Annotated in this window: 26 protein-coding genes and 2 tRNA genes; 17 read left to right on the top strand and 11 right to left on the bottom strand. The window is 60.5% G+C overall.

Annotation, left to right across the window (positions count from 1 at the left end):
* The first annotated feature begins 92 nt into the window (after positions 1 to 92).
* The 3 genes from KW568_RS18355 to KW568_RS18345 are packed head-to-tail and all read left to right on the top strand — an operon-like array spanning position 93 to position 2,721.
* Positions 93 to 1,490 (top strand): PAAR domain-containing protein, encoded by a 1,398-nt coding sequence (locus KW568_RS18355; protein WP_033726336.1) that lies wholly within the window; start codon positions 93 to 95, stop codon positions 1,488 to 1,490.
* The gene (locus KW568_RS18350) at positions 1,483 to 1,686 is read left to right on the top strand and encodes a hypothetical protein (protein ID WP_004573720.1); all 204 of its coding nucleotides are present in this window, start codon (positions 1,483 to 1,485) and stop codon (positions 1,684 to 1,686) included. Before KW568_RS18355 ends, KW568_RS18350 begins: the two co-directional genes overlap by 8 nt.
* Before the next feature lie 54 nt (positions 1,687 to 1,740).
* Entirely contained in the window at positions 1,741 to 2,721 is a 981-nt protein-coding gene (locus KW568_RS18345; RefSeq protein ID WP_004573718.1) for an IS5 family transposase, read from the top strand.
* 354 nt (positions 2,722 to 3,075) lie between these two features.
* Here the strand turns inward: KW568_RS18345 and KW568_RS18340 are convergent, their stop codons facing one another.
* On the bottom strand, positions 3,076 to 4,140 hold the full coding sequence (locus tag KW568_RS18340; RefSeq protein ID WP_004573717.1) for a TerC family protein: 1,065 nt from the start codon (positions 4,138 to 4,140) through the stop codon (positions 3,076 to 3,078).
* A 321-nt stretch (positions 4,141 to 4,461) separates the two neighbouring features.
* On the opposite strand from KW568_RS18340, the gene ahpC reads away from it, so the two are divergent.
* From ahpC to KW568_RS18325, 3 genes are all read left to right on the top strand, one after another.
* The gene (gene ahpC / locus KW568_RS18335) at positions 4,462 to 5,025 is read left to right on the top strand and encodes an alkyl hydroperoxide reductase subunit C (protein WP_003250537.1); all 564 of its coding nucleotides are present in this window, start codon (positions 4,462 to 4,464) and stop codon (positions 5,023 to 5,025) included.
* A gap of 124 nt (positions 5,026 to 5,149) precedes the next feature.
* The gene (gene ahpF, locus KW568_RS18330) at positions 5,150 to 6,712 is read left to right on the top strand and encodes an alkyl hydroperoxide reductase subunit F (protein WP_004573714.1); all 1,563 of its coding nucleotides are present in this window, start codon (positions 5,150 to 5,152) and stop codon (positions 6,710 to 6,712) included.
* 570 nt (positions 6,713 to 7,282) lie between these two features.
* Complete coding sequence (locus KW568_RS18325; RefSeq protein WP_003250541.1) at positions 7,283 to 7,471, top strand: hypothetical protein; 189 nt, start codon at positions 7,283 to 7,285, stop codon at positions 7,469 to 7,471.
* Positions 7,472 to 7,475: 4 nt separating this feature from the next.
* On the opposite strand, the gene KW568_RS18320 is transcribed toward KW568_RS18325, so the two are convergent.
* From KW568_RS18320 to nhaR, 3 genes are all read right to left on the bottom strand, one after another.
* Positions 7,476 to 8,123 (bottom strand): YceH family protein, encoded by a 648-nt coding sequence (locus KW568_RS18320; RefSeq protein ID WP_004573713.1) that lies wholly within the window; start codon positions 8,121 to 8,123, stop codon positions 7,476 to 7,478.
* An 88-nt stretch (positions 8,124 to 8,211) separates the two neighbouring features.
* Positions 8,212 to 9,423: a serine/threonine transporter SstT gene (gene sstT / locus KW568_RS18315; protein WP_004573711.1), complete on the bottom strand. Its 1,212-nt coding sequence runs from the start codon at positions 9,421 to 9,423 to the stop codon at positions 8,212 to 8,214.
* Positions 9,424 to 9,520: 97 nt separating this feature from the next.
* Positions 9,521 to 10,414 (bottom strand): transcriptional activator NhaR, encoded by an 894-nt coding sequence (gene nhaR / locus KW568_RS18310; protein ID WP_004573709.1) that lies wholly within the window; start codon positions 10,412 to 10,414, stop codon positions 9,521 to 9,523.
* A gap of 132 nt (positions 10,415 to 10,546) precedes the next feature.
* On the opposite strand from nhaR, the gene KW568_RS18305 reads away from it, so the two are divergent.
* On the top strand, positions 10,547 to 10,786 hold the full coding sequence (locus tag KW568_RS18305; RefSeq protein WP_003250549.1) for a hypothetical protein: 240 nt from the start codon (positions 10,547 to 10,549) through the stop codon (positions 10,784 to 10,786).
* A gap of 28 nt (positions 10,787 to 10,814) precedes the next feature.
* Positions 10,815 to 11,567 carry a TerC family protein gene (locus tag KW568_RS18300; protein ID WP_003250551.1) on the top strand — a complete coding sequence of 251 codons (753 nt, stop codon included), beginning with the start codon at positions 10,815 to 10,817 and terminating at the stop codon, positions 11,565 to 11,567.
* Positions 11,568 to 11,693: 126 nt separating this feature from the next.
* Here KW568_RS18300 and KW568_RS18295 read toward each other — a convergent pair whose 3' ends face one another.
* Positions 11,694 to 11,867, bottom strand: a complete 174-nt coding sequence (locus KW568_RS18295; RefSeq protein ID WP_003250553.1) for a hypothetical protein — start codon at positions 11,865 to 11,867, stop codon at positions 11,694 to 11,696.
* 166 nt (positions 11,868 to 12,033) lie between these two features.
* Between KW568_RS18295 and KW568_RS18290 the strand changes: the two genes are divergently transcribed.
* Positions 12,034 to 12,768 (top strand): peptidase C39 family protein, encoded by a 735-nt coding sequence (locus tag KW568_RS18290; RefSeq protein WP_004573702.1) that lies wholly within the window; start codon positions 12,034 to 12,036, stop codon positions 12,766 to 12,768.
* Positions 12,769 to 12,879: 111 nt separating this feature from the next.
* Here KW568_RS18290 and KW568_RS18285 read toward each other — a convergent pair whose 3' ends face one another.
* Complete coding sequence (locus KW568_RS18285) at positions 12,880 to 14,163, bottom strand: FAD-binding oxidoreductase (protein ID WP_003250557.1); 1,284 nt, start codon at positions 14,161 to 14,163, stop codon at positions 12,880 to 12,882.
* A gap of 203 nt (positions 14,164 to 14,366) precedes the next feature.
* On the opposite strand from KW568_RS18285, the gene KW568_RS18280 reads away from it, so the two are divergent.
* From KW568_RS18280 to KW568_RS18265, 4 genes are all read left to right on the top strand, one after another.
* A tRNA-Val gene (locus KW568_RS18280) sits at positions 14,367 to 14,443 on the top strand.
* A 172-nt stretch (positions 14,444 to 14,615) separates the two neighbouring features.
* A tRNA-Val gene (locus KW568_RS18275) sits at positions 14,616 to 14,692 on the top strand.
* A gap of 131 nt (positions 14,693 to 14,823) precedes the next feature.
* On the top strand, positions 14,824 to 15,393 hold the full coding sequence (locus KW568_RS18270; RefSeq protein ID WP_003250559.1) for an SPOR domain-containing protein: 570 nt from the start codon (positions 14,824 to 14,826) through the stop codon (positions 15,391 to 15,393).
* Positions 15,394 to 15,555: 162 nt separating this feature from the next.
* Positions 15,556 to 15,981: a hypothetical protein gene (locus KW568_RS18265; RefSeq protein ID WP_003250560.1), complete on the top strand. Its 426-nt coding sequence runs from the start codon at positions 15,556 to 15,558 to the stop codon at positions 15,979 to 15,981.
* Positions 15,982 to 15,984: 3 nt separating this feature from the next.
* On the opposite strand, the gene KW568_RS18260 is transcribed toward KW568_RS18265, so the two are convergent.
* From KW568_RS18260 to cynS, 4 genes are all read right to left on the bottom strand, one after another.
* Complete coding sequence (locus KW568_RS18260; RefSeq protein WP_004574331.1) at positions 15,985 to 16,677, bottom strand: endonuclease; 693 nt, start codon at positions 16,675 to 16,677, stop codon at positions 15,985 to 15,987.
* Between the two features lie 6 nt (positions 16,678 to 16,683).
* On the bottom strand, positions 16,684 to 16,926 hold the full coding sequence (locus KW568_RS18255; protein ID WP_004574330.1) for a DUF1654 domain-containing protein: 243 nt from the start codon (positions 16,924 to 16,926) through the stop codon (positions 16,684 to 16,686).
* A gap of 220 nt (positions 16,927 to 17,146) precedes the next feature.
* On the bottom strand, positions 17,147 to 17,971 hold the full coding sequence (locus KW568_RS18250) for a formate/nitrite transporter family protein (protein WP_004574329.1): 825 nt from the start codon (positions 17,969 to 17,971) through the stop codon (positions 17,147 to 17,149).
* A gap of 64 nt (positions 17,972 to 18,035) precedes the next feature.
* Positions 18,036 to 18,476, bottom strand: a complete 441-nt coding sequence (cynS, locus tag KW568_RS18245; protein ID WP_004574328.1) for a cyanase — start codon at positions 18,474 to 18,476, stop codon at positions 18,036 to 18,038.
* A 201-nt stretch (positions 18,477 to 18,677) separates the two neighbouring features.
* Here cynS and KW568_RS18240 point away from each other — a divergent pair, with 201 nt between their 5' ends.
* On the top strand, positions 18,678 to 20,552 hold the full coding sequence (locus KW568_RS18240; RefSeq protein ID WP_003250632.1) for a sigma 54-interacting transcriptional regulator: 1,875 nt from the start codon (positions 18,678 to 18,680) through the stop codon (positions 20,550 to 20,552).
* Between the two features lie 124 nt (positions 20,553 to 20,676).
* On the opposite strand, the gene KW568_RS18235 is transcribed toward KW568_RS18240, so the two are convergent.
* Positions 20,677 to 21,765, bottom strand: coding sequence for an asparaginase (locus KW568_RS18235; RefSeq protein WP_003250634.1), 1,089 nt, complete (start codon positions 21,763 to 21,765; stop codon positions 20,677 to 20,679).
* Positions 21,766 to 22,132: 367 nt separating this feature from the next.
* Between KW568_RS18235 and KW568_RS18230 the strand changes: the two genes are divergently transcribed.
* From KW568_RS18230 to KW568_RS18220, 3 genes are read left to right on the top strand one after another with little or no spacing between them, the layout of a single operon-like run.
* Positions 22,133 to 23,092, top strand: coding sequence for a sugar ABC transporter substrate-binding protein (locus KW568_RS18230; RefSeq protein ID WP_004574327.1), 960 nt, complete (start codon positions 22,133 to 22,135; stop codon positions 23,090 to 23,092).
* A 20-nt stretch (positions 23,093 to 23,112) separates the two neighbouring features.
* A complete protein-coding gene (locus KW568_RS18225) occupies positions 23,113 to 24,666 on the top strand; it encodes a sugar ABC transporter ATP-binding protein (RefSeq protein WP_003250637.1) in 1,554 nt (517 codons plus the stop codon).
* Positions 24,663 to 25,658, top strand: a complete 996-nt coding sequence (locus KW568_RS18220; protein ID WP_003250639.1) for an ABC transporter permease — start codon at positions 24,663 to 24,665, stop codon at positions 25,656 to 25,658. Before KW568_RS18225 ends, KW568_RS18220 begins: the two co-directional genes overlap by 4 nt.
* The last annotated feature ends 3 nt before the right edge of the window (positions 25,659 to 25,661 follow it).

The following is a 25,661-nucleotide window of genomic DNA, read 5'->3' as shown; positions in this document are numbered from 1 at the left end:
TGTAGGACGTATCTGAATTTTGGCTGAGGCCACTTGAATCTCCCTTGCTGGTGATAGGTTTCCAACCTGAATCAAGTACAGGGAGTTCATATCTGCGCGTCAATCTAGAGGGGAAAGGTCAGGCGGTAGACGGCGATGTCACCACAACGGGTGCTGTCTGTATTGCGACGGGGGCCGGCTATCTAGACGAAGGCCGAATGGTGCTCCGTGAAGGCGACCACACCACGCCATGCCCTCTTTGTGGGCAGGCGGGAACTGTCGCCGAAGGTGTGGATCACTTTATTTCAGATGGCCAGCGGGTGGCTATGGATGGTGCGTTGGTTGTCTGTGGCTGTTCGCCGGGCACCAACCGGGTAGTCGCGCCCTTGTATGAGGCTCCGCCGTCCATGCACTCTATTGCCGGGCGTGCCAATACCCACGCTGCCGAGCTGTCACCCACCTTCAACCCCGAGCGCTTCTCCCAACCGGTAATAGGTGCACTGCCTGGTTCGCTGGAGCCTGGCTTCTACGTGGTTCCACGACGCATGTCGTTTCCCCAGATACTGCTTCAACTGGCCGGTCACGATTCCACGTTGCCGATCTCACGGTTACAGCGGCTCAACCCCACGTATGCGCAAGGGTTCAAAGCTGGGGAAATCTTCGTTATCGGTGATCCTGACAATGGAAATGCCTACACGCGCGAAGAGGGAGAGCTTATGGCGGCTGCGCAGCATGCGCGGCGTGCGCTGGAGGCACTCGACCACGTCGAAGCGGATTTCATGATGCAGCACCAGGCCGAAATCGCCGGCTTGCTCAGCAACGCCAGTCTGTCCATGGGCGTGGGCAAGGACATGCTGGATCAAGGCTTGAAACAAGTAAGCAATACCTTGACCAGCATCGAGCAATTGCACCAGCGTGAGTTCATGCACCATGGCCATTTGAATAGTCCGGGTTTCTTCGCCGAGCGCAGGCGGTTGTTGCAGCAACTGGATGGCCAGTTGAAAGCGGCGTTGCTTAATAAGCAACTGAATCTGGGGAGCTATGAGCGGCTGAAGAAGAGCTTGAATATCTCTACCAAGAGCCTGGTGCACCATTGGTCGAAAGCGGGCGGACCGGGGCAGATTCCGGGGTATGCGACACATCTTGAGAAGGTGGCGCGGTTAAGTAAGTACCTGCAATACGGAGGGTATGCAGCGATTGGGCTGGGCGGGACCTCGTCTTATCTGAAAGTAAATGAAGTCTGTCGGGCCGGGGAGACTCGTGCTTGTCGAAAGGTTCGGTTTACTGAAGCGGGAAATTTTGTAGGGGGGCTAACGGGAGGGTTGGTAGGCGCCTCTGGTGGAGGTGCTGCAGCAGCTGCGTTATGCGGTATTTTTGCGGTGGGTACCGGTGGGTTTGGTGCAGTGTGCGGGATTGCGATCGTTGGCGCCGCCTCTTCTGCAGGCGCTATTGGTATTGGCGCCCTCGGAGAGCAAACCGGTGAACTCCTTCATGAGGTGACTGATGATTGACTTTGACAATTGGTCCCCATTGTTGCAAATAGGATTCCTGATTGCGCCTTTCGTCCTAGGCCTTGCGGGGATCGCTATCAATGTGAAAATTGCTTTGTCGAGTGATTTTGATGTCGCCCTTTCAGCGATAACGAGCAACCCCTATCTTGAGCAGATGAAACCTGTATGGGGCGGGCGAAACCTAAGGAAATCCTGAAGAAGACTTCCCGAATCTGGTGAAATACGCCGATCCCGTTGCCCGAGTTTTCCGATGAAGCAGATGACCTTCGCCGACGCCGAGTACGCCGGCAAGCGCAAGCAAACCCGCAAGGAGTTGTTCCTGATCGAGATGGATCAGGTGGTGCCGTGGCAGGGTTTGATCGCCCTGATCGAGCCGCATTATCCGACGGGCGAAGGTGGACGTCCGGCCTATCCGCTGATGGCGATGCTGCGCGTGCACCTGATGCAGAACTGGTTCGGCTACAGCGATCCTGCGATGGAGGAAGCGTTGTACGAAACCACCATCCTTCGCCAATTTTCTGGGCTGAGCCTGGAGCGCATCCCCGACGAAACTACCATCCTCAACTTCCGCCGTCTGCTGGAAAAGCATGAGTTGGCGTCCGGAATTCTGGCCGTGATCAACGGCTACCTGGGGGATCGCGGTCTGTCGCTGCGCCAGGGCACCATCGTCGATGCCACACTGATCCACGCGCCAAGTTCGACCAAAAATAAGGACGGTAAGCGCGACCCGGAAATGCACCAGACCAAAAAGGGCAACCAGTATTACTTCGGCGCGAAAGCCCACATTGGTGCCGACGAAGAATCGGGCCTGGTACATAGCGTGGTGGTCACGGCGGCCAATGTTGCGGACATCACTCAGGTCGACCAACTGCTACACGGCGAAGAACACGTGGTGTGCGCTGACGCTGGGTATACCGGAGTCGAGAAGCGTCCTGAACATGAAGGTCGTGCCGTTATCTGGCAGATCGCGGCTCGGCGCAGCACCTACAAGAAACACGGCAAGCGCAGCGCCTTGTACAAAGCGCTGCGCAAGATCGAGAAGGCCAAGGCCCAGATCCGTGCCAAGGTCGAACACCCGTTCCGCGTGATCAAACGGCAGTTTGGCTATACGAAGGTGCGCTTCCGAGGATTGGCCAAGAATGCGGCGCAGATGGTGACGCTGTTTGCCCTGTCGAATCTGTGGATGGCCCGCCGACATTTGCTGGCCAGCGCAGGAGAGGTGCGCCTGTAATGCGGAAAATGGCTGCGGTAACGTGCTGGCGGTAACGAAAAAGGTAGAAAAGCGCGACTGATCGGATTGTCTTGGATCAGTTGGGCGATTTTGAAATCGGCAGACGCTGAAGTCAGCCAGAGATGCATGGCTACTTCAGACCATCCCTAAGGCATCGATGCCTACTGATGAGTACAGTAAGCGCTTTGGTCACATTCCCAAGGTTACATTTACGCCTCGGATGGTTGAACGAAGCGGAGCTTGACAATTTTCCCCCAAAGTTGAGGCGAGATATGGGAGCAGCCCTTTGGTTGATCTTGATTGCCTCACTTTGGGGAGCGGTTGGTTACTTCATCATCAAGCAATGATTGCAACTCAGACCCGTAACTGTGGGTCATTCCTTTTTTCTCCCGTTGTTTTCTTATCGTTAGCTGCTTTTTCTATCGTCTTGTCGTCTTTATTCAACGTCTGCCCCCGCGTCTTGATCAACGAAATCACCACCCCACCCAGCAACAACCCGAATGTCACGCCCAACGACAGGAGCGCCGGCACCTTGCCCACCATGCCGTGGTAGAAAATCTTGCAGCCAATGAAGATCAACACCAGCGCCAGTGCGTACTTGAGGTAGACGAACCGGTGCATCAGCGCCGCCAGCGCGAAATACAGCGAGCGTAAGCCGAGGATGGCGAAGATGTTGGAGGTGTAGACGATGAACGGGTCCTGGGTGATGGCGAAGATCGCCGGCACGCTGTCGACGGCAAACACCAGGTCGGCCAGTTCGATCAGTACCAGTGCCAGAAACAGCGGGGTGGCATAACGCAGCGCCTTGCTGTGCCCGGCCGGGGTGTGGCGTACAAAGAAGTGCGAGCCATGGATCTGGTCGGTAACCCGCATGTGCCGCCGCACGAACTTGAGGATCGGGTTGTTGGCCAGGTCCGGGCGGCTGTCTTCCTTCGACAGCGCCATTTTCACCCCGGTAAACAGCAGGAAGGCACCGAAGATGTACAGCACCCAGGCAAAGTTCTGTACCAGCGCCGCGCCCACGCCGATCATGATGGCCCGCAGGAACACCACGCCCAGGATGCCCCAGAACAGCACGCGGTGCTGGTAGCGGCGGGGGATGGCGAAGTAGCTGAAGATCATCGCCATGACGAACACGTTGTCCATCGACAGCGACTGTTCGACCAGGAAACCGGTGTAGAACTCCAGTGCCGACTGTGCACCCAACTGGTACCAGACCCCCGCGCCAAACAGCACACCGACACTGAAATAGCCTGAATACAGCAGCAGGCTCTCGCGCATTTCAATTTCCCGGTCGTGGCGGTGCAGCACGCCCAGGTCGAGCACCAACAAACCGATGACGATGGCCATGAACACCAGCCACAACCAGGCGCTGGTACCGAGGACAGGTGTTGTGAGGAATGCTTGCAGAGCTGTCATGAGCCCCTCCTTGAATGTCGACGTTGCAAGGCAACAGTGATCCGACATGGCGGCTTGGCAGCCGTCAGAGGGGCCCGGTATCACATGGGCTTGAGCCTAGACCCGTTTGCCCGTGATGCCGAATGGGGAGCTGTTACATTTCTTTGCCAGTGCAGCGCTCAGGACCGCAATCCTTTGCTCAGCCCGTTCCCTTCTATTAAGTAACCTCGGTTATAGCCAAAACCAATCGAAAGCATGAGCTTTGCCAATGAGCCTTCAGCGGGATGATTAGTTAGGATTCTATCCATCAACTGATTCCAACCCCATGAAGGAGTGTCTCTCATGCCAATCATCAACAGCCAGGTCAAACCTTTCAACGCCACCGCCTACCACAAAGGCGAGTTCGTTCAGGTCAGCGAAGCCGATCTGAAAGGCAAGTGGTCTGTCGTGTTCTTCTACCCGGCCGACTTCACCTTCGTTTGCCCGACCGAGCTGGGTGACCTTGCTGACAACTACGCCGAGTTCCAGAAACTGGGCGTGGAAATCTACGGTGTTTCCACCGACACCCACTTCACTCACAAAGCCTGGCACGACACTTCGGACACCATCGGCAAGATCGAATACCCGCTGATCGGTGACCCGACTCACGTCATTTCGCGCAACTTCGACGTGCTGATCGAAGAAGCCGGCCTGGCCGACCGCGGTACCTTCGTGATCAACCCGGAAGGCCAGATCAAGATTGTCGAGCTGAACGACGGTGGTGTAGGCCGTGATGCTGCTGAACTGCTGCGTAAGGTCAAGGCTGCTCAGTACGTTGCCGCTCACCCAGGCGAAGTGTGCCCGGCCAAGTGGAAAGAAGGCGAAGCCACTCTGGCGCCGTCGCTGGACCTCGTAGGCAAGATCTAAGGTCATGCCCATAACGCGGGCGGTAAGCAGCCGCCAAAGCTGAAGTACCTACCGCCCCGTCAAGCGCCCGGGCGACCTCGCCTGGGCGTTTTTGTATCCGAGTTTTGAAAAAGGAATCGCCCGTATGTTGGACGCCACGCTTAAATCGCAACTGAAAACCTACCTGGAGCGGGTCACCCAGCCGATCGAGATCGTTGCTTCCCTCGACGACGGCGCGAAGTCCCGCGAATTGCACGACCTGCTGGTGGAGATTGCCGGCCTGTCGAACCTCATTACCTTCAGCGCGGACGGTACCGATGCCCGTCGCCCTTCGTTCTCGCTGAACCGCCCGGGTGCCGCTATCAGCCTGCGCTTCGCCGGCATCCCCATGGGCCACGAGTTCACATCGCTGGTGCTGGCACTGCTGCAAGTGGGTGGCCACCCGTCAAAGGCCAGTGCCGAAGTGATCGAGCAGATCCAGGCCCTGGAAGGTGAATTCAACTTCGAAACCTACTTCTCGCTGTCGTGCCAGAACTGCCCGGACGTCGTCCAGGCACTGAACCTGATGGCGGTACTCAACCCCAACGTGCGCCATGTTGCCATCGACGGTGCGCTGTTCCAGGACGAAGTGGAATCGCGCAAGATCATGGCGGTTCCGAGTATCTACCTCAACGGTGAAGTGTTTGGTCAGGGCCGTATGGGCCTGGAAGAAATCATTGGCAAGATCGACACCAACGCTGGCGCCCGCCAGGCCGAGAAGATCAACGCCAAGGAGGCCTTTGACGTGCTGGTTGTCGGCGGTGGCCCCGCTGGCGCCGCTGCTGCCATCTACGCTGCCCGCAAGGGCATCCGCACCGGTGTTGCAGCCGAGCGCTTCGGCGGCCAGGTGCTGGACACTCTGGCCATCGAGAACTTCATCTCGGTGCAGGAAACCGAAGGGCCGAAGCTGGCCACGGCGCTGGAAGAGCACGTCAAACAGTACGACGTCGACATCATGAACCTGCAGCGCGGTGAAGCGCTGATTCCGGCCGCCGAGGGCGGTCTGCACGAAGTGCGCCTGGCGGGGGGCGCTTCGCTGAAGGCCAAGACCGTGATCCTGGCCACCGGCGCCCGCTGGCGCGAAATGAACGTGCCGGGTGAGCAAGAGTACCGTGGCCGCGGCGTGGCCTACTGCCCGCACTGTGACGGCCCGCTGTTCAAGGGCAAACGCGTGGCGGTGATTGGCGGCGGCAACTCGGGTGTGGAAGCGGCCATCGACCTGGCCGGTATCGTCGCCCAGGTGACGCTGATTGAGTTCGACAGCCAGTTGCGTGCCGATGCGGTGTTGCAACGCAAGCTGCGCAGCCTGCCGAACGTCAACGTGATCACCAGCGCGCTGACCACCGAGGTGCTGGGCAATGGCGAGAAGGTCACCGGCCTGCGCTACAAGGACCGCACCACGGATGAACAGCACGAGGTGGCACTGGAAGGCATCTTCGTGCAGATTGGCCTGTTGCCCAACACTGACTGGCTGAAGGGCACCGTCGAGCTGTCGCCGCGTGGCGAAATCATTGTCGACGCCAAGGGCCAGACCAGCATCCCGGGTGTGTTTGCAGCAGGTGACGTGACTACCGTGCCGTACAAGCAGATCGTCATTGCGGTGGGTGAGGGGGCCAAGGCGTCGCTCGCGGCCTTTGACCACCTGATTCGGACTTCGGCACCGGCGTAAGCCTGTACGGCCCTTTCGCGGTTGAAGCCGCTCTCACAGGACTGCGCAGTTGTTGAAACTGTGAAGATCCCCGTAGGAGCGGGTTTACCCGCGAAGAGGCCGGGCCTGCAGGCCAATCACCACCCGCCGTTCACCGTTGCTGCCGCTACCGTATTCGCGGGTAAACCCGCTCCTACATCGGATCGGTGGTGGACACATGTCGGTGGCCGGGCCTGCTGGCCAATCTCCACCCGCCTTTCACCGTTGCTGCCGCTACCGTATTCGCGGGTAAACCCGCTCCTACACAGATCGGTGGTAGACACACATCGAGGGCTGGACACAGGCCGTCGTAGGAGCGGGTTTACCCGCGAAGAGGCCGGGCCTGCTGGACAATCTCCACCTGCCGTTCACCGTCGCCGCCGCCACCGTATTCGCGGGTAAACCCGCTCCTACGCAGATTGGTGGCGGACACACATCGAGGGTTGGACACAGGACGCTGTAGGAGCGGGTTTACCCGCGAAAGGGCCGGTGCAAGCAAAGCAGGACCTGAAGGTGTCTATGCTTACTGCAGACCCCTCAGGAATCAAACCGATGACCCTGATCAGCCGCGAACCCTGGTGGCTAGTCCCCCCAAAGCCCGGGCAGCAAGAGCAGGACCTGCACTGGGGCTACCTGGAAATCTACGCCGACGGTCGCGCTGTGTTCGTCGACCAGCGCCCCACTGACCGGGAGCTGGCCGAGCGCAAGAGCTGCCGCAATTTCCCCGACCCCGAGCCGTGACGGCTCAGCCTTCCAGCTCGGCCAGGCGTGCTTCCAGCGCCGCAATGCGGGCTTCGAGGGCCTCGATGCGTTCTTCGGACACACTGCCGCCACTGGTGCGCGCGCCGCCTTCCTGCTGCCGTGCAGCGAGAATAGCCTCGATTTCCGCCGGGTCGCCCAAGGCATGGGTGTAGCGGTCTTCACGCTGGCCGGCCTGGCGTGGCAGGTGCAAGGCCAGGCCCCGCGAGATCAGGCGCTCCAGCTGATGCTGGATCTGCTCGGTGTCGTCGAAGTCGTGCAGGCGGTTGCTACGGGTCAGCAGTTCGTTGAGGGTTTGCGGGCCCCGCAGGAACATCAGGCCCATCAGCACCAACTGCGCTGGCACCAGCTCCAGTGCCTTGTCTACCCGATGTTCCCAGCGGTCGGCACGGCTGCCCATCTGCAGGCGGGTCATGCCCTGACCTTCGAGGACGCGCAGCGCCTGGCCGACCTGGCCTTGGGTGAGGTTCATCACCGGCTCGCGGCTGGTCTTCTGGTTGCAGGCCAGGACCAGGGCATTGAGGGTCAGCGGGTAGCTTTCCGGGCTGGTGGCCTGCTTTTCGATCAGCGAGCCGAGAACGCGGACCTCGATGCTGTTGAAGCGGCCTTCACCTGCGGTTTCGTGTTCTGACATGGCCCTGTCTCGTGGCTGGGGAAAGGCCACTAGGGTAGGTAATGCGATCGCGTAAGGCAATTGGGGCCGCAAAGCGGCCCCGGCCCGCTTAGCCGTTACGCTGCTCTTCGGCCTGACACGCCGCCGCGGTGAACAGCACATCGGTTGAAGAATTCAGCGCCGTTTCGGCAGAATCCTGCAACACGCCGATGATGAAGCCCACCGCCACTACCTGCATGGCAATTTCGCTAGGGATGCCAAACAGGCTGCACGCCAGCGGAATCAGCAGCAGCGAACCCCCAGCCACGCCCGAGGCGCCGCAGGCGCACACTGCCGCCACCACGCTGAGCAGCACGGCAGTCGGCAGGTCCACCTGGATACCCAGGGTATGCACGGCGGCCAGGGTCAGCACGGTAATGGTGATCGCCGCACCGGCCATGTTGATGGTCGCGCCCAGCGGGATCGACACCGAGTAGGTGTCTTCATGCAGGCCAAGGCGTTCCGACAACGCCAGGTTCACCGGGATGTTGGCGGCCGAGCTGCGGGTGAAGAACGCGGTAATACCGCTTTCACGCAGGCACAGCAGCGTCAGCGGGTACGGGTTGCGGCGAATCTTCCAGAACACGATCAGCGGGTTCATCACCAGCGCCACGAACAGCATGCAGCCGATCAGTACCGCCAACAGGTGCAGGTAGCCGAGCAGCGCGTCCAGGCCCGACTGGGCCAGGGTGGAGCTGACCAGGCCAAAGATGCCCAGCGGGGCGAAGCGGATGACCACGCGCACGATCAGGGTTACACCCGTGGACAGGTCTTCGACCACGGTACGGGTGGTTTCGCCGGCGTGGCGCAGGGCCACGCCCAAGCCGATGGCCCATGTCAGCACGCCGATGAAGTTGGCATTGAGCAGGGCATTGACCGGGTTGTCTACCGCACTCAGCAGCAGGTTCTGCAGCACCTCGGTGATGCCGCCTGGCGCGCTCAGCGTGGCTTCGCTGGTGCTTAGTACCAGGTACGACGGGAACAGCATGCTGGCAACCACGGCCACCACTGCTGCGGCAAAGGTGCCCAGCAGGTACAGCCAGAGGATCGGGCGAATTTGGGTTTCCTGGCCGTGACGATGGTTGGCGACCGAAGCCATGACCAGGATGAACACCAGCACGGGCGCAACCGCCTTCAGGGCGCTGACAAACACCTTGCCAAGAAAGGCCAGGTCGCGGGCGATGGCAGGTGCCAGCAGGGCGAGGGCGATGCCGGCGAGCAGGCCGATGACGATCTGAGTCACCAGGCTGGTGCGGTTGAGGAAGCGGAGGAGAGGCGTCATGTGCAGCGGTATCTCGGAATCTGGAAAGGGCGGACTTTACCATAGAGCACCTGGTGGGCACGGCGCGCCTTGTTGCTAGTCAATCAGGCTTGGATGGCTACCAGTGAAACAACTCCCGCCGCGCCCCCTCGGTAATCGCCACGATCCCTGGGTGCTTGACCTTGCGCTCCACCGAAATGGCATAGAACGACTCGTGCACGGCCTCGGTCTGCCCGATCAGTTGCACGCCATACTGACGGCACACCTCCTCGGCGATTACGCTGGGCGCAACGAAAATGCCGCTGCCCGACTGCCCGAACGCTTGCATCAAGGCACTGTCATCGAACTCCCCCACGATCCGTGGCTGCACCTGCTGCTCGCCCAGCCACCGCAGCAAGCGGCTGCTTACCACGGTCTCCTGGCCGGGAACCAGCAGCGGAGCATCCTGCAGGCAAGCTGGAAAAGGACCTTCAAGCCGTTGTGCCAGCGCCGGGGTGGCGAAGAAGCTCAGCCCGCACTCGCCCAGCTTTTGGCTGTAGCACTTGATGTCCAGGTGGTTAGGCATGGGGCTGTCGGAAATCACCAGGTCCAGGCGCTGAATAGCCAGGTCTGCCAGTAACCGCTCAAGTTTGTCTTCGCGGCAGTTGATGCGCAGCACCTCCTCCAGGTCCATGGTCGGTGCCAGCAGGCGGTAGACAATGGATTTGGGCACCACGTCAGCCACCCCCACACGAAACAGGATCTGCTCCTGAGGGCCGGCGCGCAGCATGGCTTCAAGCTCGCTGCCAATCTGAAACATCTGCTCTGCATACACCAGGGCCTGGCGGCCGGTTTCTGTCAGTTCCAGCTGCCGGCCGGCGCGCTGGAACAGTTCCAGGCCGTAGGTTTGCTCGAACAGCGTGATCTGCCCGCTAATGGTTTGTGGTGTGAGGTTCAGCTGTTGGCTGGCGCGGGTGATGCTGCCCGTCTTGGCCACGGCCCAGAAGTAATGCAGCTGGCGATAGTTAAGCACCGTCGGTCGTCCCGATTCGTAAAAACCGAAGTATATGCCATGAAAATACGAATTTTCCTGAACTATTGCCGTCTCTAGAATGCACGGCTATCAGGCGCCATGCGCCGCCGGGTTATTTCAAGCGAGGACACCATGCTGCAACTCAAATCCATTGGCACCCCATTGGTGCTGGCTTTGGCCCTGTTCACCCTGGCAGGCTGCGACCAGGCCGAGAAATCCGCCCAGCAGATGCTCGACCAGGCCGCGCAGTCGGCCAAGCAGGCCATCGACGACACCAACAAGGCTGCCCAGCAGGCGCTGAGCGAAGCCATCGGCGGCGAAGGGCAGAAGCCCAAGGATGCCGAGAAGAAAGAAGAAACCCAGGAAATCTGACCCCAACCGCTGCTGCAGGATTTGAACAATGGAATATTTGCTGGAACTCGCCGCTAGCCCTACCGCCTGGGTTGCCCTGGCTACGCTGGTGGCCATGGAAGTTGTACTGGGCATCGACAACCTGATCTTCATCTCGATCCTGACCAACAAACTGCCGGTGGAGTACCGCTCCAAGGCGCGGCGTATCGGTATCAGCATGGCCTTGGTCATGCGGCTGGCCTTGCTCAGCACCGTGGCCTGGATCGTCCAGTTGACCGACCCGGTGTTCGAAGTGTTCGGCAACGCCTTCTCGTGGAAGGATGTGATTCTGATTGCCGGTGGTTTGTTCTTGCTGTGGAAGGCGACCAAGGAAATTCACGAAAACGTCGACCCGCATGGCGCCAAGGAGGAAGCCAAAGTCTCCTCCACGGTGACCCTGGGCTTTGCTGCGGCGATCTTCCAGATCCTGCTGCTGGACATCGTCTTCTCGGTCGACAGCATCATCACCGCCGTGGGCATGACCGAGCACCTGCCCATCATGATTATCGCCGTTATCACGGCTGTGATCGTGATGATGGTGGCCGCCGACCCGCTGGCCAACTTCATCAACGACAACCCGACCGTGGTCATGCTGGCGCTGGGCTTCCTCATCATGATCGGCATGACGCTGATCGCCGAAGGCTTTGGCGCCCATGTACCCAAGGGCTATGTGTATGCGGCCATGGCGTTCTCGACGGCTATCGAGGTCCTCAACATCCTGGCCCGCCGAGCGCGTCTGAAGCGTGAGGCGGCTGAAGGTTGATGTAAAAAGGGGCGCCTCGCGCCCCTCTTGCGGACAAGCCCGCTGCATAGGTATTCGCGTGGCACTGGCAATGCGAATACCTGTGCAGCGGGCTTGTCAGTCAGTGGGCTTCGGGAAATCCTGAGGTTAGCTCACCCCGGCATGCCGCCGCGGCCGTCTTACTGGCTGTGGCTTGGCGGGTGCCTGCGGTGGCAGGTGGTGTGCATGACGCCGCACGATACGCAGTACACCCCACAGCATGGCGGCTGCGACGCTCAGCCACATGCCTACCAGCATGAGAATTGCCATGGTCAGGCTCATCTGTGCCTCCATCTTTGCGGCAAGCGCTTGATTGGGCCGCGTTTACCTTCCAGACACTGCTTTAGTCTAGCCCTTCGTCTGTGACGTTCCATCGAACAATGGTCTATCTCTAGGGCCGATTCGCTCCAAGGCGCTGTCGGACTATACCCGCGCCGCTGTCGGACCTATGATCGGTGGCCAGAGCCGGGCGCTGCCTGCCTGGCGTTGGAACAAGCGAGTGTCCATGGAGCAAGATTCCTTCAAGGCTGCCCCCCGGCGGCTACTGGCTGCCTGCCTGCTGGCTGCCACCCTGGCCGGCTGCGCCAGCGCACCGCCCGGCAACCTCAAGGGCCTGCCGCAGCGAGTCGAGATCAGCAGCGTGCCGTTCTACCGTGGCAACGCCAACCACAGCGGGGCCATGGCGCTGGCGGCAGTGCTGTCGCAGCAGGGGGCGCCTATTACGCCGGGCTTGCTGGATAAGCCGCTCAACCTGCCTCAGGGCGCCGAAACGCTGGATACCGCTATTCCCCGTGTGGCGCGGGACTACGGTAGGGTGGTGTACCCGCTGGACAAGCAACTGGACGCGCTGCTGACCCAGGTGGCAGCGGGCAACCCGGTGCTGCTGCGTTACGAGGACGGTTCGGCCTGGTGGAGCGAGCCGCGCTATGCGGTGTTGATGGGGTATGACCGTTACAAGCAGCGGGTGCTGCTGCGCTCGGGCATGCACCGGCGGCAGGTGATGGCATTCGATGAATTTGCATCGGCATGGGAGAAGCAGGGGAGTTGGGCGGTGCTGGTGCAACCACCTCGGCAACTGCCGGCTCAGGTTGATCGCCAGCGGTGGTTGCATGCTGCGGATGAATTGGCCAAGGCGGGGCAAGAGATTGCGGCGAAGCAGGCGGTCAATAGCCTGAACGAATAGCGTTGCCTGTGCCGGCCTCTTCGCCGGCAAGCCCGCGCCCACAGGATTTGTGCTTATTGCACAGTCCGTGTGGGCGCAGGTTTGCCGGCGAAAAGGCCAGGCCTGCCTGAATCAGAAGCCCAGGCGATCGCGCAGGCTGTAGTACCAGGCACCGATGGCGCTGAACGGTACACGCAGCATCTGGCCACCTGGGAACGGGTAGTGCGGCAGGCCAGCAAAGGCGTCGAAACGCTCGGCCTGGCCACGCAGGGCCTCGGCCAGTACCTTGCCCGCCAGGTGGGTGTAGGTCACGCCGTGGCCCGAGCAACCCTGCGAGTAGTAGATGTTGTCGCCAATCCGGCCAACCTGTGGCAGGCGCGACAAGGTCAGCAGGAAGTTACCGGTCCAGGCGTAGTCGATCTTCACGTTCTTCAGCTGCGGGAAGGCCTTGAGCATTTTCGGGCGGATGATCGCCTCGATGTTGGCCGGGTCACGCGCGCCGTACACCACGCCGCCACCGAAAATCAGGCGCTTGTCGCTGGTCAGGCGGTAGTAGTCGAGCAGGTAGTTGCAGTCCTCGACGCAGTAGTCCTGCGGCAGCAGGGTGCGGGCCAGTTCTTCGCCCAGTGGCTCGGTGGTGATCACCTGCGTGCCGCATGGCATGGACTTGGCGGCCAGCTCGGGCACCAGGTTGCCCAGGTAGGCGTTGCCGGCAACGATGATGAACTTGGCGCGGACCTTGCCCTGCGGGGTATGCACGACCGGGTTGGCACCACGTTCGATGCGCACGGCCGGGGTTTGCTCATAGATGATGCCACCCAGCGACTCGACCGCGGCAGCTTCACCCAGGGCCAGGTTCAGCGGGTGGATGTGGCCGCCGCTCATGTCGAGCATGCCGCCGATGTAGCTGTCGCAGGCAACCACTTCGCGGATGCGCTTCTGGTCCATCAGCTCCAGCTGATTATGGCCAAAGCGTTCCCACAGGCGCTTTTGCGATTCCAGGTGACCCATCTGCTTGCTGGTAAGGGCAGCGAATACGCCACCATCTTTCAGGTCGCACTGAATGTTGTACTTGGCCACGCGTTCACGAATGATGCGCCCGCCCTCGAAGGCCATGTGGCCCAGCAGTTGTGCCTGCTTGGGGCCGACGGTGCGTTCGATGACATCAATGTCGCGGCTGTAGCTGTTGACGATCTGGCCGCCGTTGCGGCCCGATGCGCCGAAGCCGACCTTGGCCGCTTCGACGATGCTCACCTTGAAGCCGTTCTCCAGAAGGAACAGGGCGCTGGACAGGCCGGTGTAGCCGGCACCGATGATGCACACATCGGTTTCCACCTCACCCTGCAGCGCCGGACGTGGCGGCACCGGGTTGGCCGAGGCGGCGTAGTAGGACTGGGGGTAGGGGGTGTTAGCCATGCTGCAGGAACCTCGTGTTTTATATTTTTAACGAATGTACCGATGCTATCAATAATAATAAACACCCGCTAGTCGTCTGGTGAAAATCCTTTACGGGGCCCCCCTCAGTCAGCCTCTCTATAAAGAGTTTAAGATTCAGTAGGTTAGCGCGAAAAAAAGTGTTGACAGGGTTTTTGTAATGCGTAGAATGCGCACCACACGACAGGCACATAGCTCAGTTGGTTAGAGCACCACCTTGACATGGTGGGGGTCGTTGGTTCGAGTCCAATTGTGCCTACCAAATCGAAAAAGGGGTGATCCGAAAGGGTCACCCCTTTTTTCATTGTCCATTGCCGCGCGAGCGGGAATACCGCGGCATGGACGCAAAGCGCTTTCATTCGAAAGTTTTTGATTTTTCTCAAAAAAAAGCTTTACAGGTACGCATCGGGCCACTAATATGCGCACCACACGACAGGCACATAGCTCAGTTGGTTAGAGCACCACCTTGACATGGTGGGGGTCGTTGGTTCGAGTCCAATTGTGCCTACCAAATCGAAAAAGGGCGATCAGAAATGATCGCCCTTTTTGCATTTGCGCCCGAAGCAGCGTGTAACGTTTGGTCGCGGTTCGGGGCATACCCGGCGTGCTAGAATCCGCCCCTTCGAATCTGGAGGTACACGCGTGCGCAAACTGGCTGTGGTAATGGCAGTGCTCGCCCTGGCGGGCTGTGAGAACGAGGTCGAAGGCGTGCACAAGCAGGTGGCCGAACACCTGCATAACCCCAAGACCGCCAAGTTCGGCAACGTGCGGATCGACACCCAGGGCACCATCTGCGGTCAGGTCCGCGGCAAGGACGATGCCGGGCAGTACGAAGCCTACCGCAGCTACGTGGCGATCAAGCGCGATGGCCAGTACGACATCATCGTTGACGATACCGGCAACAACCTGCGTATCCGTGAACTCTGCGGCGGAGCCGACCTGCAGCGCCGTGCCGAGGCGCTGGCAGACCAGCCGGCGCCCCAGGGGTGGGATGTGGAAGTGGTACAGGGCGCCAACATGGGCGCACTCAGCGATATGACGGCGCGCCTGATCGAAAAGGGCATCCCCTCTTCGGTGGAGTACCGTGACGGCAAGCCGGTGGTGCTGATGGGGCCGTTCCCCACCCGCGAAGAAGCGCAAGCGCGCAGGGACGAAGTGATGGCCAAGCTGGGTACCGATTCGGTGGTCATCCAGCACGGCGCAGCACGCTAGGGTCTGTTCGAGAAGTCTTGAGACGCAGCATGACCAAGTATCAAGGCTTATCGTACAGAGCCTAAGCCAGTACAGTGGCGCCGCGGCCAAGGCTTGTGTCAGGCGCTGTTCACACAAGTTTGGCTATGCTTGGGTTGGGAGATGCCAAACGGGGAGGGCCTCATGTCTACACTGGAGCGGGCCATTGCCGTGGCCGCCAGGGCGCATGAAGGGCAATACGATAAGGGTGGGGCTGCTTATATCCTCCACCCGTTACGCGTGATGATGCGGGTTTCCACACCTGAGCAGCGGATTGTGGCGGTGCTTCACGATGTGATCGAAGACACCCCGCTGACCCTGTCCGACCTGGCGCGTGAGGGCTTCGCGCTGAAAATCCTGGCTGCGTTGCTGGCGCTTAGCCGCCGCGAAGGCGAGCCTTACCAGGATTTCGTGGTGCGCCTGGGCGAAGACCCGTTGGCGCGCACCGTCAAGCTGGCTGATCTGGCCGACAACAGCGACCTCTCGCGCATCCCTTGCCCGGGCCCCGCCGACCTGGCGCGGCTGGCCCGTTATCGCCAAGCCAGTGCCTATTTACAGGCGCTGGCCTGAGGATCAACCGCACGCCTTGAGGTTGACCGGCCCCACGAACGCGTTTCCTCGCCCCATCACGCAGGCGACCTGTTGGTTGCGTTGCTGCTCCCAGGCTTGCGGCGGGTAGGTCTTGTTCCAGGCTTCGAACAGCTGGCGGTCCTGTTTGGACAGGCGCAGGTTGTACTGCTTGCTCATGTAGAAGTAGGTGCGGGCGATCATGCCGCGGATCGACGGGCGCGGCATCACCTTCTTGGCCTTGAAGTCGACCTGGGTCAGGCAGCGGCCATACTGGCCGCTTTGTTCTGGTAGCCAGCCGAAGCTGAAGTTGCTGCGGTCGCCGTTGACCTCGCCGATGCTTGGCACCAGGTTGTGCAGGTCGGCTTCGGCGCGTTGGTACACTTCGTCATGCTGCGAGCACTGCTTGCGCCCGCCGCTCTGCCAGCACTGGCGCTGATGGCCGATCTGCCAGGCGGGTACGATGTGCTCCCACTCGATGCGCGACGCGCGCTGGGCGTTCTTGCGTGGGGTATAGCCGCAAGATGCCAGGTCGACCTTGTTGCCTTTGTATTTACAGCCGCAATAAAACTCGGTTGATTGCGGCGCATAGAGCTTCCAGGCGACCTTCTTGGCCTCCTGGAAGGTGCGCGGGGCGTCGGCTTGAACAAGGGGAGTGGTCAGTAACAGGCAAGCTGCTGCGAAAAGCGAAACTCTCATGCGCAGTCAATCTTCCTTCGGTACGGTCCAGAAAATCTGCACACCGCCATCGTCGCGATGGGCGAGGGTGACGTTGTCGTTTTCTGCGATCTCCTGAAGCAGGGTCTCCCAGTCATCCGGGCTTTCCTGTTCCAGGCGGAAGATCAGCGCCGCACGGCTGCGCTGGGCGGTGGGGCTGTTGATGATCTTCTGGATGCGTACACCCAGCTGTTCATAGCTGCTCGGGGTGGCGGAGGCGGTGCTGGACACAGGAGTTTCCTTGTTTTGCTGTATGTGCATACAGTATTTCACTGTAAGTAAATTCGCAACAGCTTGTCAGGGGAAATCCAGCGTTGGTCTGTAAGCCATGACACCGTTCTGAAATGTAAACGATGTTCGGGTTAGTAGCAGTGCAAAGCAAAACCTCTTTTTTGTCCTGGGTATGAAGTGAGACAGGCGGCGACTGAGGCTGCCTGCCTTCTTTGTCGCTTCAGCAGGTTGTTGCGCTGGTGGCTTTCTTCGCGGCCGTACGGATGTGGGTGCCGTACAGCGTCAGGCCTGTGAAGGCCAGGCCGCCCACCAGGTTGCCCAGTACAGTGGGGATTTCGTTCCACACCAGGTAGTCCATGAGCGAGAAGTCGCCGCCCATAATCATTGCGGAAGGGAACAGGAACATGTTCACGACCGAGTGCTCGAAGCCCATGAAGAAAAACAGCATGATCGGCATCCACATGGCGATCACCTTGCCGCTCACAGAGGTGGAGATCATTGCGCCGACCACGCCCATCGACACCATCCAGTTACACAGCACGCCACGCAGGAAGATCGTCAACCAGCCTGCCAGCCCGTATTGCTCGTAACCCAGGGTGCGGGCCTCACCGATGCTGGCAATTTTCTCTCCCACGGCGCCGGGGGAAGCATGGAAACCATAGGTAAAGACGAAGGCCATCATGCAGGCGACCGTAAGGGCGCCGGCGAAGTTGCCGACGAACACCAGGCCCCAGTTGCGCAGAATTCCCCTAACGGTGACCCCGGGACGTTTGTCCAGTAATGCCAGCGGGGTGAGCATGAAGACCCCAGTGAGCAGGTCGAAGCCCATAAGGTAGAGCATTGAAAAACCAACCGGAAACAGTACTGCGCCTAGCAGGGCTGAGCCTGTCTGTACTGCGATGGTCACTGCGAATACGGCCGCCAGGGCCAGAATTGCCCCGGCCATATAGCTGCGGATCAGCGTGTCGCGAGTGGACATGTGGACCTTTGATGCGCCGGCATCGAGCATCTTGGTGACAAAATCGGTGGGTAGCAGATAAGACATGGCGGCTCCCTCAACTGCGGGTAATAGGCGGCACCCCTGGAGGGGTGCCGAGGGTTGGATGGGTTTACCAGGAACGGTACGGCAAGAACTTGCCATTGAGGGTCAACAGAACCCGGTCGCCTTTGAGGTCTTCGATTCGCTCGACATGCATGGAAAAGTCGATGGCACTCATGATGCCGTCGCCAAATTTTTCCTGGATCACGTCTTTCAGGGTCGGGCCATAGACGCCCACGACTTCATATAGTCGATAGATCAGCGGGTCTTGAGGGATGGACTTGTCCCAGCCCTTGACTGGGAAAGCGGTTAAGGTGGCGGCGACTTGATCATCCAGCTCCAATACCTCGCAAAGATGCGTTGCCACTTCCAGCGGCGCGCTATTCATGCCGTAGCAGACCGATGCAAGCCATACCGGGGCCTTGCCCACTGCGTTGGCAAGATCATCCCAGCTCAGGCCCTTGCGTGCTTTCGCGGCCATGATCAGGTGATGCATTTCAAGTTTGTCCATTATTTCTGCTCCCGCAGTTTGGTTTAAGGTGAACACACCCATAGCGAGAGATGTGCCAATCTCCTGTTTTTTGTAACTGCATGATTTTATTGAGTTATTTTTTGTTTGATGGCGAGGTTTATTTACGAAATTTCGTAAATCACGAACGGTCGTAATATTGTTCACGAAATGTCGTGAAAATCGGTTCGAGGATATCCATCAGTGACAGACGCCGTCGCCCTCGGAGTCGCTGCCGACTCCGCCGTTGCCATGCTGTTAATCCACCCGGTAGATGATCGGGTACTGCAAGCCAACAACGCCGCGCTCGATTTACTGGGCTGCGCCGCAAATGAGCTTTCCGGTCATGCCTTTAGCCATTTTCTGCGAGGGGGAATCGCACTGTGGGTGAGCTTTACGGATGAGGTGCTGACTCAAGGCGAAGCGTGGTCGGACGACCTGCTGCTGGTGGATCTGCAACTGCGGCAAATAGCGGTGGAGGTTTCGGCTAGCGCGGTTGAGGGCGGGAAAATTGTACTGGCGGTGCAGCGCCGGGACCTTTTGGAGCAGCGCCGTAACCGGGCTGAGGCGCGCCGCCAACACCGTTTGGGCCACGTGGGGTGGGAGCGGATCAGCCAGGTGTTCGAGCGCATCCAGCAGCAGAACCGGCTGATTCTTGGTGCAGTTGGCGAGGGCATCTATGGGCTCGATACCCGGGGCCAGACCACGTTCATCAACCCCGCCGCCGAGCGTATTCTGGGGTGGAGTGCCATCGACATGATTGGCCAGGATGCCCACCATTTGTTCCACCACAGCCATAGCGACGGACGTGCGTTCGAGGTCAATCAGTGCCCCATCCATGCTTCGTTCAGCGATGGACAAGTTCATCGCGTGGACCACGAGGTGTTCTGGCACAAGAGCGGCGAACCAATCGCCGTCGAGTACACCAGCACTCCAATCTTCGAGATGGGAAGGCTGGTGGGGGCGGTGGTGTTGTTTCGGGACATCCGCGAACGACAGCGCACTGAAGCGCGCCTGCGCGATGCGCTAAGTGAAGTAGAGCAGTTGAAGACTCGGCTGGAGATGGAAAACCAATACCTGCAGGAGGAAATCAACGCCCACGGCAATCACCACGAGATCGTCGGCGAAAGCCCAGCGGTCAAGCATCTGTTACAGCAGATTGACCTGGTCGCAGCTACCGACGCCAACGTGTTGGTCACCGGCGAGTCAGGCACGGGTAAAGAGCTTGTGGCTCGCGCGATTCATGCCAGCAGCCCCCGGCGCGACCGCCCTCTGATTCGGGTCAATTGCGCCGCGGTACCCCGTGAATTGTTCGAGAGCGAGTTCTTCGGCCACCTCAAAGGGGCCTTCACCGGAGCGGTCAGCAACCGAGTGGGTCGCTTTGAATTGGCGGACGGAGGTACCTTGTTTCTCGATGAGGTGGGAGAGATTCCGCTGGAGCTACAAAGCAAGTTGCTCCGTGTTCTACAGGACCGCCAGTTTGAGCCTGTAGGCGACAATCGCACCAGGGCCGTTGATGTGCGAGTTATCGCCGCAACGAACCGTGACCTGCGCGATATGGTCGCCCGAGGGGCGTTCCGGGAAGATTTATACTTCCGCTTGAATGTGTTCCCTATACGCTCGGTGCCCCTGCGGGAGCGACTTGAGGACATTCCGTTGCTCGCCAGCCATTTTCTTGAAAGGGCTAGCCTGGCGTTTAACAAGCCGGGCATTCGCATGTCGCTGACCCAAGTCGCGGTGCTTCAGCAGTACGCCTGGCCAGGCAACATCCGCGAGCTTCAAAATGTGATTGAGCGACAGACCATCGTCTCCCGAGACGGTCGCGTGAGCTTTCATGAGGTTCTGGCGCCAAACGGCCCGTCCAGTGGCCCTGTATCTTCAATTGCACAATGCCAGCCTGAGCCGACTGCCGACAAAGACTGGGAGCGGCAGATGAAGCTGAATGCGATCTCTGTGCTCAAACGAACAGCAGGGAAAGTCTCCGGCGAGGGTGGTGCTGCGCAATTGCTGGGGTTGAAGCCCACAACCTTGGCGTCTCGACTCAAGAAGTGGGGCGTTGATCCGAGAGATTACAAATAGAGCCGCTTGCGCAAGCCAGAGAAGAAACCCACTGATGCGAGCCCCAGTTGAATGGCGGCCGGGCGGGATTGATCTGGAAGGGAAGAATGGCCGGTGATGTGGGGCACCGGCCATGGGTGGTTGATCAGTACTCCCAGAAGATGCGTTGCAGCTCTTTGCTGTCCTGGGTCTTGGTCATTGCCACCATCGCCAGGATCCGCGCTTTCTGCGGGTTCAGGTCGTGAGCCACGACCCAGTCGTTCTTGTCATCCGGCTGTTCGGCGTTACGCAGTACGAAACCACCCTGGTTGACATGCGACGAGCGGATGATCTGCACGCCGTTCTTGCGCAGTTCTTGCAGCGCCGGGACTACCCGCGACGATACCGAACCGTTGCCGGTACCGGCATGGATCAGCGCCTTGGCGCCGTTCTGTGCCAGCGCCTTGTAGGCGGTGTCGGTGACGTTGCCATAGCCATAGGCAATGTCCACCTGCGGCAGGCTGCTGATCTGCTTGATATCGAACTCGGAATTGACCGTATGGCGCTTGGCCGGCAGGCGGAACCAGTACGATTTGCCTTCCACCACCATGCCCATCGGGCCCCAGGCGCTCTTGAAGGCTTCGGTCTTGATGTTGACCGCCTTGCTTACATCGCGGCCGGACTGGATCTCGTCGTTCATGGTCACCAGCACGCCCTTGCCACGCGACTGCTTGTCGCTGGCTACGGCCACGGCGTTGTACAGGTTGAGCATGCCGTCGGCGGACATGGCGGTACCCGGACGCATCGAGCCGACCACCACGATTGGCTTGTCGGTCTTCTCTACCAGGTTGAGGAAGTAGGCGGTTTCTTCGAGGGTGTCGGTGCCATGGGTGATGACGATGCCGTCCACGTCCTTGCTTTCGGCCAGCTCGGCGACGCGCTTGCCCAGCTTCAGCAGGTCGTCATTGCTGATGCTCTCGGAGGCGATCTGCATGACTTGCTCGCCACGTACATTGGCGATGTCGGCCAGTTCTGGCACGCCGGCGATGAGCTTGTCGACGCCCAGCTTGGCAGCCTGGTAAGTGGCGCTGTTGGCTGCGCTGGCACCGGCGCCGGCAATGGTGCCGCCGGTGGCGAGGATGACCACGTTGGCCAGCTTCTGTTGGGTTTCGGCTTCTTTGGCCGAGGCGCTGGATGGCAGGATCAGCAGCAGGGCGAGTGCGCTGGGGGCGAAGGTTTTGAGTGCGGCATTCATCGTTATTGTTCTCGCTTCCTAGTGAGATAGTTATTGAGTCGCGCAGGGCTATAGGCATTTTTCGTACCAAGGCACCACGCGTTGCCTGGGTTGGAGCGGCCTTGCGTTGCAAGGGGCCGCGTAGCAGCCCCGGCAATGTGTGGTGTTGCACCGAGCCGCGCCTGCAAACGGTGGCATTGCATTCGTAATTCCGAACAAAAAAAGGAAAAGGTGTTCGGGTTTTCGGAAAAGCCTGCATAATCGGCCCCGGCAGCACATTGGCCTCCGACAGCCAAACGGATTTGACAAACAACGGTCCTGTTACCATAGTTGGTCAACGCAAACGTTTGCGATCCGATAAAAAACACAAGATTCGGAGTCATCGTTCATGAAGCTGCCGTTCCCCGGTCGTCTGCTGGCCCTCGCTGTCATTTCCTCGCTTAGCCTCGCCTTGCCATTGTCTGCTGCCCACGCTGAAGACAAGCCCAAGGTCGCCCTTGTCATGAAGTCGCTGGCCAACGAGTTCTTCCGCACCATGGAAGACGGCGCCAAGGACTACCAGAAAACCCACGCCGACGAGTTCGACCTGATCGCCAACGGCATCAAGAACGAGACCGACACTGGCGAGCAGATCCGCATCGTCGAGCAGATGGTCAATGCCGGCGCCAAGGCGCTGGTGATTGCCCCGGCTGACTCGAAAGCACTTGTGTCGGCGGTGAAGAAGGCCATGGACCAGGGCGTGGTGGTGATCAACATCGACAACCGTCTGGACCCTGACTTGCTCAAGAGCAAAGGCATCAGCGTTCCCTTCGTCGGCCCCGACAACCGCAAGGGCGCGCGCCTGGTTGGCGATTACCTGGCCAGCCAGAAGCTCAAGGCCGGCGACCAGGTGGGCATTATCGAAGGCGTGCCGACCACCACCAATGCCCAGCAGCGTACCGCCGGCTTCAAGGACGCCATGGACGCCGCGCAGATGAACATCGTCTCGGTACAAAGCGGCAATTGGGAGATCGACAAAGGCAACGCCGTCGCCGCCTCCATGCTCAACGAATACCCCGACCTGAAGGCCTTGCTGGCCGGCAACGACAGCATGGCCCTGGGCGCTGTGTCCGCCGTGCGTGCCGCTGGCAAGGCCGGCCAGGTGCAAGTGGTGGGCTACGACAACATCAAAGCCATCAAGCCAATGCTTGCCGATGGACGCGTGCTTGCCACCCTCGACCAGGCCGCCAGCCAGCAGGCGGTGTATGGCATTCAGGCGGCGCTGAAAATGGTCAAGGGCGAAAAGCCTGATGTGGATGCCGACAACGTCATCCAGACCCCGGTCGAACTCATCACCAAGAAGCCCTGATGCTGCCAGGAGAATCGGCCATGCCTGCATCGGCCAATGAAGTGGTGCTTGCCGCCAGCGGCCTGGGCAAGACCTACGCCCAGCCCGTGCTCGGCGAGGTCAGCCTGAGCCTGCGCGCCGGCGAAGTGCTGGCCCTGACCGGCGAGAACGGCGCGGGCAAGAGTACGTTGTCCAAGCTCATCAGCGGCCTGGAGGTGCCCACCACCGGGCACATGACCTACCGTGGCCAGGCCTACGCGCCCGGCAGCCGCAGCGAGGCCGAACGCCTTGGTGTGCGCATGGTCATGCAGGAACTGAACCTGCTGCCGACGCTGACCGTCGCGGAAAACCTGTTTCTCGACAACCTGCCCAGCCGTTTCGGCTGGATCAGCCACAAGCGCCTGCGCCAGCTGGCAACGGCCGCCATGGCTCGGGTCGGGCTCGACGCCATCGACCCGGACACCCCTGTCGGTGAACTGGGCATCGGCCATCAGCAAATGGTCGAAATTGCCCGCAACCTGATCGGTGACTGCCATGTGCTGATCCTGGACGAACCCACTGCCATGCTCACTGCGCGCGAGGTGGCGTTGCTGTTCACCCAGATCGAGCGCCTGCGCGCGCGCGGCGTGGCCATCGTCTATATCTCGCATCGCCTGGAAGAGTTGCAGCGGGTAGCCCAACGCATCGTTGTGCTGCGCGATGGCAAGCTGGTGTGCGACGAGCCGATCCAGCGCTACAGCAGCGCCGAGCTGGTCAACCTGATGGTCGGCCGCGAGCTGGGCGAGCATATCGACCTGGGCCGACGGCAGATGGGTGCACCGCTGCTCAAGGTCGACAAGTTGTGCCGCGGCGACAAGGTGCGCGAGGTGTCGTTCGAAGTCAGGGCAGGGGAGATTTTTGGCATTTCCGGGCTGATCGGCGCCGGCCGTACCGAGCTGTTGCGCCTGATCTACGGTGCCGATCGCGCCGACAGCGGCGGTATCGCGCTCGGCCAACCGCCGCAGGCGGTAAACATCGACTCGCCCAAGGCTGCAGTGCGGGCCGGTATCGCGCTGATAACCGAAGACCGCAAAGGCGAGGGCCTGCTGTTGACGCAGTCGATCAGCGCCAACATTGCGTTGGGCAACCTGGGCGCGGTATCGCGCGCCGGTGTGCTCGATAGCGAAGCGGAAAAGGCCTTGGCCGAACGCCAGATCCAGGCCATGCGCATTCGCAGTGCCGGCGCGCAGCAGGTGGTGGGCGAGCTGTCTGGCGGTAACCAGCAAAAAGTGGTGATCGGCCGCTGGCTGGAGCGCGATTGCCAGGTGCTGCTGTTCGACGAGCCCACGCGTGGCATCGATGTGGGCGCCAAGTTCGACATTTATGGCCTGCTGGCCGAGCTGGCGCGCCAAGGCAAGGCCTTGGTGGTGGTGTCCAGTGACCTGCGCGAACTGATGCTGATTTGCGACCGCATCGCCGTGCTGTCCGCCGGCCGCCTGATCGACACCTTCGCGCGTGATCATTGGAGCCAGGACCAGTTGCTTGCCGCCGCCTTCGCCGGTTATCAGAAACGTGACGCGTTGCTGCATGATGCAGCCCCCAGGATGGATGCATGAAAACCACCCCGCTCAACAACCAGGAAGCCGCCCCCGTGCGCCGCAGCGGTACCTACTTTGGCCTGGGCACCTACCTGGGCCTGGCTGGCGCCTTGCTGGCGATGATCGTGCTGTTCTCGTTCCTCAGCAGCCACTTCTGGTCGTATGGCACCTTCAGCACGCTGGCCAACCAGATCCCGGACCTGATGGTGCTGGCGGTGGGCATGACCTTCGTGTTGATCATCGGCGGCATCGACCTGTCGGTGGGCTCGGTGCTGGCGCTGGCCGCCTCGACGGTGAGCGTGGCGATACTCGGCTGGGGCTGGGGCGTGCTGCCCTCGGCGCTGCTGGGCATGGCTGTGGCCGCATTGGCCGGCAGCATTACCGGTGGCGTCACCGTAGCCTGGCGCATCCCGTCGTTCATCGTCTCGCTTGGTGTGCTGGAGATGGCCCGTGGCCTGGCCTACCAGTTCACCGACTCGCGCACCGCCTATATCGGCGACGCCTATGCCTGGTTCTCCAACCCGGTCGCCTTTGGTGTTTCGCCAGCGTTTATCATCGCCTTGCTGGTGATCGTGCTCGCCCAGTTGGTACTGACGCGCACGGTGTTCGGCCGTTACCTGATCGGTATCGGCACCAACGAAGAGGCCGTGCGCCTGGCCGGTATCGATCCGCGCCCTTACAAAGTGCTGGTGTTCGCCCTGATGGGCCTGCTCGCCGGCCTGGCCGCACTGTTCCAGATCTCGCGGCTGGAAGCCGCCGACCCCAACGCCGGGTCTGGCCTGGAGTTGCAGGTCATTGCCGCCGTCGTGATCGGCGGTACCAGCCTGATGGGCGGGCGTGGCTCGGTCATCAGCACCTTCTTTGGCGTACTGATCATTTCCGTATTGGCCGCCGGGCTGGCGCAGATCGGCGCCAGCGAGCCGACCAAACGCATTATCACCGGGGCGGTGATCGTCATCGCCGTTGTGCTCGACACTTACCGTAGCCGGCGCGCAGGCCGGCGGAACTGACAC

Source organism: Pseudomonas sp. HD6515, from assembly GCF_024971855.1.
Classification (GTDB): domain Bacteria; phylum Pseudomonadota; class Gammaproteobacteria; order Pseudomonadales; family Pseudomonadaceae; genus Aquipseudomonas; species Aquipseudomonas alloputida.
This window is presented reverse-complemented; position numbering and strand designations above follow the sequence as displayed.

What these genes read in the sequence shown, in the direction of transcription:
- KW568_RS18350 (WP_004573720.1), top strand. Translation starts at nt 1,483, where the DNA reads ATGATTGACTTTGACAATTGGTCCCCATTGTTGCAAATAGGATTCCTG.
- KW568_RS18345 (WP_004573718.1), top strand. Translation starts at nt 1,741, where the DNA reads ATGAAGCAGATGACCTTCGCCGACGCCGAGTACGCCGGCAAGCGCAAG.
- KW568_RS18340 (WP_004573717.1), bottom strand. Translation starts at nt 4,140, where the DNA reads ATGACAGCTCTGCAAGCATTCCTCACAACACCTGTCCTCGGTACCAGC.
- ahpC (WP_003250537.1), top strand. Translation starts at nt 4,462, where the DNA reads ATGCCAATCATCAACAGCCAGGTCAAACCTTTCAACGCCACCGCCTAC.
- ahpF (WP_004573714.1), top strand. Translation starts at nt 5,150, where the DNA reads ATGTTGGACGCCACGCTTAAATCGCAACTGAAAACCTACCTGGAGCGG.
- KW568_RS18325 (WP_003250541.1), top strand. Translation starts at nt 7,283, where the DNA reads ATGACCCTGATCAGCCGCGAACCCTGGTGGCTAGTCCCCCCAAAGCCC.
- KW568_RS18320 (WP_004573713.1), bottom strand. Translation starts at nt 8,123, where the DNA reads ATGTCAGAACACGAAACCGCAGGTGAAGGCCGCTTCAACAGCATCGAG.
- sstT (WP_004573711.1), bottom strand. Translation starts at nt 9,423, where the DNA reads ATGACGCCTCTCCTCCGCTTCCTCAACCGCACCAGCCTGGTGACTCAG.
- KW568_RS18305 (WP_003250549.1), top strand. Translation starts at nt 10,547, where the DNA reads ATGCTGCAACTCAAATCCATTGGCACCCCATTGGTGCTGGCTTTGGCC.
- KW568_RS18300 (WP_003250551.1), top strand. Translation starts at nt 10,815, where the DNA reads ATGGAATATTTGCTGGAACTCGCCGCTAGCCCTACCGCCTGGGTTGCC.
- KW568_RS18295 (WP_003250553.1), bottom strand. Translation starts at nt 11,867, where the DNA reads ATGAGCCTGACCATGGCAATTCTCATGCTGGTAGGCATGTGGCTGAGC.
- KW568_RS18290 (WP_004573702.1), top strand. Translation starts at nt 12,034, where the DNA reads ATGATCGGTGGCCAGAGCCGGGCGCTGCCTGCCTGGCGTTGGAACAAG.
- KW568_RS18285 (WP_003250557.1), bottom strand. Translation starts at nt 14,163, where the DNA reads ATGGCTAACACCCCCTACCCCCAGTCCTACTACGCCGCCTCGGCCAAC.
- KW568_RS18265 (WP_003250560.1), top strand. Translation starts at nt 15,556, where the DNA reads ATGTCTACACTGGAGCGGGCCATTGCCGTGGCCGCCAGGGCGCATGAA.
- KW568_RS18260 (WP_004574331.1), bottom strand. Translation starts at nt 16,677, where the DNA reads ATGAGAGTTTCGCTTTTCGCAGCAGCTTGCCTGTTACTGACCACTCCC.
- KW568_RS18250 (WP_004574329.1), bottom strand. Translation starts at nt 17,971, where the DNA reads ATGTCTTATCTGCTACCCACCGATTTTGTCACCAAGATGCTCGATGCC.
- cynS (WP_004574328.1), bottom strand. Translation starts at nt 18,476, where the DNA reads ATGGACAAACTTGAAATGCATCACCTGATCATGGCCGCGAAAGCACGC.
- KW568_RS18235 (WP_003250634.1), bottom strand. Translation starts at nt 21,765, where the DNA reads ATGAATGCCGCACTCAAAACCTTCGCCCCCAGCGCACTCGCCCTGCTG.
- KW568_RS18230 (WP_004574327.1), top strand. Translation starts at nt 22,133, where the DNA reads ATGAAGCTGCCGTTCCCCGGTCGTCTGCTGGCCCTCGCTGTCATTTCC.
- KW568_RS18225 (WP_003250637.1), top strand. Translation starts at nt 23,113, where the DNA reads ATGCCTGCATCGGCCAATGAAGTGGTGCTTGCCGCCAGCGGCCTGGGC.
- KW568_RS18220 (WP_003250639.1), top strand. Translation starts at nt 24,663, where the DNA reads ATGAAAACCACCCCGCTCAACAACCAGGAAGCCGCCCCCGTGCGCCGC.